At 69.8% G+C, this 5,969-nt stretch carries 4 protein-coding genes; all 4 read left to right on the top strand.

Annotation, left to right across the window (positions count from 1 at the left end):
- A partial coding sequence (locus tag VHA72_RS02330) for a hypothetical protein (RefSeq protein ID WP_325572837.1) occupies nt 1-269 on the top strand: 269 nt, incomplete at its 5' end.
- Between the two features lie 58 nt (nt 270-327).
- A complete protein-coding gene (locus VHA72_RS02325; protein WP_325572836.1) occupies nt 328-1,404 on the top strand; it encodes a hypothetical protein in 1,077 nt (358 codons plus the stop codon).
- A 145-nt stretch (nt 1,405-1,549) separates the two neighbouring features.
- On the top strand, nt 1,550-4,081 hold the full coding sequence (locus tag VHA72_RS02320) for a bifunctional FO biosynthesis protein CofGH (protein WP_325572835.1): 2,532 nt from the start codon (nt 1,550-1,552) through the stop codon (nt 4,079-4,081).
- Between the two features lie 63 nt (nt 4,082-4,144).
- A partial coding sequence (locus VHA72_RS02315; RefSeq protein WP_325572834.1) for an MMPL family transporter occupies nt 4,145-5,969 on the top strand: 1,825 nt, incomplete at its 3' end.

Below are 5,969 nucleotides of genomic sequence, written 5' to 3'. Positions count from 1 at the left end.
AGGTCACCAAGATCAAGCCTGCCACGATCAAGGCGAACACCAAGAAGGTCAAGCTCGCCCTACCCGGGATCACCGTCGCCAAGGCCCCCGGAAAGGTCAAGGTCTACGACGGCAAGAAGCTGATCGGCAAGGCCACGATCGTCAACGGCAAGCTGGTGCTGAAGCTCAAGAAGCACCTCAGCCACGGCAAGCACAAGCTCAAGCTCAGCTACAAGGGCTCGGCGCAGGTGGCCAAGTTCAACAAGTCGGTCAAGCTCAAGGTCAAGTGATCCACCGGTTCGACCGGTCATCCGCGACCATCATCACCCATCATTGAAGGGAAACACCTTGAAGAAGTTCCCGGCCGCCCTTGCGGCCGCCGCTCTGGTCGGCGTCGGGCTCGGCGTCGCGACGCCCGCACACGCGGTCACGTCGCTCGCCGCGCCGACCGGTCTGACGACGACGTACGTCGGCGCCTACGAGGTCGATCTGGAATGGACCGACCCGAACCTCTCCGACGTCAGCGCGGACGACAGCTACACGGTCACGTTCACCAACGTCGCCAACCCGTCAGACACCGACAGCTTCACCACGACGGGCTCGCGCGCGGACTCCGATCCCGCCGATGCCGACTACACCGTGGACGCATACGCCTACTTCGGTGACAACGTCGACATCGCGGCCCTGGCGGGTGACACGTACAACGTCACGATCACCGCGACGGACAACAACGAGGTGAGGCCCGACAGCGCCCCGTCCGCGGCGGCGAGCTTCACGACGCCCGGTCCGTACCTCCAGACGCCCGACGACCTGACGCTCAGCGGCAGCTGGACCGTGGGTGGCACCGTCACGGCCACCGCGACGGCGTACCCCGGCGACACCAGCGCCGGAAGCTGGACCACCGGTGCCGCAGTCTCCTACCAGTGGATCCTCGACCCGCACACGACCTACTCGAGCACCGCGGGCTACCAGGACTACCAGGGCACCGTCTTCGCGACCACGACGTCGCCGAGCGTCGCGCTGCCGACGGCCGCGCTGGGTCACGTCGTCGGCGTGCGCGCCGTTGGCCACAAGGCCGGCTACCAGGACGGTGAGCTGACCAACAACTACTGGTCGCTGCACACCGTGACCGCGGGCATGCTCACGATGGGCACCCCGAAGGTGACGGGCAAGGCGAAGGTCGGCAAGTTGGTCAAGGTCTCGACCGGCACCTGGACCGCCGGCACCACGTTCAGCTACAAGTGGCTGGCCAACGGCAAGCCGGTCAAGGGCAAGAAGGGCAAGAAGGCCGTCCTCAAGCTGACCCGGAACCTCAAGGGCCAGAAGGTCAGCGTCCAGGTGACCGCGCACGCCCCGGCCGGATATACGCCCGCCGTGGTCACGTCCGGCACCGTCGTGACGACGAAGGCCAAGAAGGTCAAGTGAGCCCATACCCCGTCTCGGCGTCCGATCACGGACATGTCCACCGTTGGACGCCGAGACGCGGGAGAGTGGTGACGACGCTGGGGTCCGGAACTGTGTGGGGGTTCCGGACCCCAGCGTCGTTGCGTGGTCGTCTAACCTGACGACGATGCCTCCCACACCCACTCCCCAGCAGGTACGACGGGCACTGGCGCGCGCGGAGCGGGGCGCCGCCCTCGACGTAGCCGAGGCCACGGCGCTGCTGGCCGCGACCGGCGAGGACCTCGACCGGCTCACCGCAGCCGCGGCGAAGGTCCGCGACGCCGGCCTGGTCGCGGCGGGCCGCGAGCGCACCATCACCTACTCCCCCAAGGTCTTCATCCCGATCACCCGGCTGTGTCGCGACCGGTGCCACTACTGCACCTTCGTCGAGACCCCGGCCCAGGCCGCCCGGGAGGGCCGCGAGCCGTTCCTGTCGCCCGACGAGATCCTCCAGATCGCGTCCGAGGGCGCCAAGCTCGGCTGCCTCGAGGCGCTGTTCACCCTCGGCGATCGGCCGGAGGAGCGCTGGCCGGAGGCCCGGGAGTGGCTGGAGAGCCGGGGCTACGACTCGACGCTGGCCTACGTCCGGGCGATGGCGATCCGAGTGCTGGAGGAGACCGGGCTGCTGCCCCACCTCAACCCCGGCGTGATGTCGTGGGAGGAGCTCAACCGGCTCAAGCCGGTCTCCCCCTCGATGGGGATGATGCTGGAGACCACCTCCCGCCGGCTCTTCGAGACCAAGGGCGAGGCGCACTTCGGCTCCCCCGACAAGGACCCGGCCGTGCGGTTGCGCGTACTGGAAGACGCCGGCCGGCTCTCCATCCCATTCACCAGCGGCCTGCTGGTCGGCATCGGCGAGACGCTGGCGGAGCGTGCCGAGACGATCTTCGCGCTGCGTCGCATCTCGCGCGCCTACGGCGGCCTCCAGGAGGTCATCGTCCAGAACTTCCGGGCCAAGCCCGACACCGCCATGCGGCACGCGGACGACCTGGGACTGGACGAGTACCGCGCCGCCATCGCCGTCACCCGTCTGGTGCTCGGCCCCAAGGACCGGGTCCAGGCGCCCCCGAATCTGGTCGACCTGGCCGAGTGCCGAGCGCTGCTCGATGCCGGCGTCGACGACTGGGGCGGCGTCTCGCCGCTGACACCCGACCACGTCAACCCCGAGCGACCCTGGCCGTCGCTGGAGGCACTGCGCCGACTGACCGCCGAGGCGGGCTACGAGCTGCGTCCGCGGCTGACCGTCCATCCCGAGTACGTCGTAGCCGGACTGCGTCAAGGCGGCGGGGCGTGGCTCGACCCCCGCGTCTTCGCGCACGTGGCCGCCCTAGCCGGCCCCGACGGGCTGGCCGCGCCGGGGGTCCGGCCGCGACCCGGCGTCGCCTGGCAGGAGCCCGACGGGGGCTTGGCATCGGTGGGCCGCACCGACCTGCACGCGAGCATCGACACGGAGGGCCGCACCCACGACCGGCGTGAGGACTTCGACACGGTGTACGGCGACTGGGACGCGGTCCGGGCCGCGGCACAGACGACCGGGGCCCCCGCCGTACTCCACGCCGAGGGCGCGCAGGCGCTGCGGGCCGCGGAGAAGGACCCCGGCAACCTGTCGGACGAGCATGCCTACACGCTGATGACCGCCGAGGGCGACCTGCTGCGCGAGGTCACCCGGCTCGCCGACGCGCTGCGCCGCGAGGCGGTCGGCGACGACGTCACCTACATCGTCAACCGCAACATCAACTTCACCAACGTCTGCTATGTCGGCTGTCGATTCTGCGCCTTCGCTCAGCGGCGCACCGACGCCGACGCGTACTCGCTCTCCTACGAGGAGGTCGCCGACCGGGCGCAGGAGGCCTGGGAGCTGGGCGCCACCGAGGTGTGCATGCAGGGCGGCATCGACCCCCAACTGCCGGCCACGGCGTACTTCGACCTGGTCGCAGCGGTCAAGCAGCGGGTGCCCGAGATGCACGTGCACGCGTTCAGCCCGATGGAGATCGTCAACGGCACCGCCCGCACCGGGCTCTCGATCGAGGACTTCCTGATCAAGGTCCGCGAGGCGGGCCTGGGCTCGATCCCGGGCACCGCCGCGGAGATCCTCGACGACGAGGTCCGCTGGGTGCTCACCAAGGGCAAGCTGCCGGCCAGGACCTGGATCGAGATCATCGGCACCGCCCACCGGCTCGGCATCCCCACGACGAGCACGATGATGTACGGCCACGTCGACAACCCGCGGCATTGGGTCGGCCACCTGCGGGTGCTGAGCCGCATCCAGGACGCCGCGCTGGAGTCGGGTGGGCGCGGCTTCACCGAGTTCGTCCCGCTGCCGTTCGTGCACAACTCGGCGCCGATCTACCTGGCCGGCGCCGCCCGCCCGGGGCCGACGCTGCGCGACAACCTCGCCGTGCACGCGATGGCGCGGATCATGCTGCACGGCCGGATCCGCAACATCCAGACCTCCTGGGTCAAGCTCGGCGTCGACGGCACCCGCGCCATGCTCCAGGCCGGAGCCAACGACCTGGGCGGCACGCTGATGGAGGAGACGATCTCCCGGATGGCCGGGTCCGAGTACGGCTCGGCCAAGACGGTGGAGGAGATCGCCGAGATCGCCGCCGGCATCGACCGGCCGGTCCGCGAGCGCACCACGCTGTACGGCGAGCGCTGACCCCGAGCCGGATCCGGGAAAACCCCGGTGTCACCGGCGGGCAAAGTTTGCTCCACTGGTGACATGCACCGTCAGATCGCTGGCGCCCTCACCGGACGCGTGACCAAGTGGGTGGTCCTGGTGGCATGGCTGATCGTCATCGCCGTCGCGGGTACCTTCGCGCAGAAGCTCAGCGACGTCCAGAACAACGAGGCGTCGTCGTGGTTGCCGGCCAGCGCCGAGTCGACCAAGGCGCTGGACCGGCTGACGCCGTTCTCGAACCCGAACGACATTCCGACCCTGGTGGTCTACCACCGCGCCGGCGGCCTCACCGCGGCCGACTTCCAGGCCATCGCCGCGCAGGCGCCGCGGATCGGCGGCCTCGACGGCGTGGTGAAGCCGGAGAACAGCACGCCTCCGGTGGTCTACCCGACCGACGCGGCGACCGGGCAGAAGCTGGGGCTGGTCTCCCCCGACGGCCAGGTGGCGACGTCGGTGGTCACGTTCAACCTCGGCCAGGACGGCTGGAACAAGATGCCGCCGATCGCCGACAAGCTGCGCTCGATCGCCCGGCTGCCCGGCGCGGACGTCCATCTGGCCGGTCCCGGTGGCCAGGTCGCCGATGCCGCCGACGCGTTCGCCGGCATCGACGGGACGCTGCTCTACGCCGCGCTCGGCGTGGTGATCGTGATCCTGCTGTTCACCTATCGCAGCCCGATCCTGTGGCTGCTGCCGATCCTGTCCTCGGTGTTCGCGCTGTTCACCGCCGAGGCGGTGATCTACTTCCTGGCCAAGTACGCCGACCTGACCGTCAACGGCCAAAGCCAGGCGATCCTGAGCGTGCTGGTGATCGGAGCCGGCACCGACTACGCGCTGCTGCTGGTGGCGCGCTATCGCGAGGAGCTGCGCCGGCACGAGGACCGGCACGAGGCGATGGCGGTCGCGCTGCACCGGGCCTCGCCGGCCATCATCGCCAGCGCCTCGACGGTGGCCGTCGGCATGCTGTGCCTGCTGCTCGCCGCGCTCAACTCCACCGCCGGCCTGGGCCCGATCATGGCGATCGGCGTGGCCGTCACGCTGGTCGTGATGCTCACCCTGCTGCCGGCATTGCTGGTCATCACCGGGCGTTGGATGTTCTGGCCGCGGCGGCCGACGTACGGCTCGGACGAGCCGACCACGCACGGGCTGTGGGCCCGGGTCGGACGGCGGATCGCGCCGCGCCCCCGCACCGTCTGGATGACCACCACGGCGGTGCTGGTGGTGGCGTGCCTGGGCATCCTCACCCTCAAGACCGGCAACATCCCGACCGACCAGCAGTACACCAAGACCTACGACTCGGTGGTCGGCCAGCGCATCCTGGTCGACCACCGACTGGCCGACACCTCGACGCCTATCCAGGTGGTGACCACGCCCGGCCGGGCCGACCAGGTGGTGTCGGCTATCGACCGGGTGCCGGGCGTCGGCAAGGTCGACACCACGGTGCCACCGGTCGCCGGGGTGAAGTACCTGCCGGTCACCCAGACCGTCGACCCGGCCAGCCAGGCCGCGGCCGACCAGGTGCGGGCCGTGCGCCAGGTCGTGCACGCCATCCCCGGCACGCTGGTGGGTGGGTCGGCCGCGATCTACCTCGACACCGCCGATGCCGCCCACCGCGACAACCGGGTGATCATCCCGGTGGTCCTGGTGGTGGTGATGCTGATCCTGATGCTGCTCCTGCGCGCGCTGGTCGCGCCGGTGCTGCTGATCCTGACGGTGATCCTGTCCTTCGGGGCGGCGCTGGGCATCTCCTCGGTGATCTTCAAATACGTCTACGGCTTCCCGATGGCCGACTCGGGCTTCCCACTGTTCGTCTTCGTGTTCCTGGTCGCGCTGGGCATCGACTACAACATCTTCCTGATGACCCGGGTGC

Source organism: Nocardioides sp. (assembly GCF_035547795.1).
Lineage (GTDB): Bacteria > Actinomycetota > Actinomycetes > Propionibacteriales > Nocardioidaceae > Nocardioides.
This window is presented reverse-complemented; position numbering and strand designations above follow the sequence as displayed.

What these genes read in the sequence shown, in the direction of transcription:
- VHA72_RS02320 (WP_325572835.1), top strand. Translation starts at nt 1,550, where the DNA reads ATGCCTCCCACACCCACTCCCCAGCAGGTACGACGGGCACTGGCGCGC.